Raw genomic sequence first — 219 nt, forward strand, 5'->3', positions numbered from 1 at the left:
TGAGTACCGGTTACATCGTACTGACATGAAACTGGGTTCCAAGTAGCAGTTTGGTAACACAATACTTGTGGAGCTTCCGGTTGAGTACCGGTTATGTCGTACTGACATGAAACTGGGTTCCAAGTAGCAGTTTGGTAACACAATACTTGTGGAGCTTCCGGTTGAGTACCGGTTACATCGTACTGACATGAAACTGGATTCCAAGTAGCAGTTTGATAA

General features: G+C 44.3%; 1 protein-coding gene. It reads right to left on the minus strand.

What is annotated here, in order from left to right:
• Positions 1–219 (minus strand): hypothetical protein (locus HA632_RS13890; RefSeq protein WP_217902800.1); only part of this gene is annotated, 219 nt, incomplete at both ends.

The sequence above is a fragment of the Flavobacterium sp. J49 genome (assembly GCF_011742145.1).
GTDB lineage: Bacteria > Bacteroidota > Bacteroidia > Flavobacteriales > Flavobacteriaceae > Flavobacterium.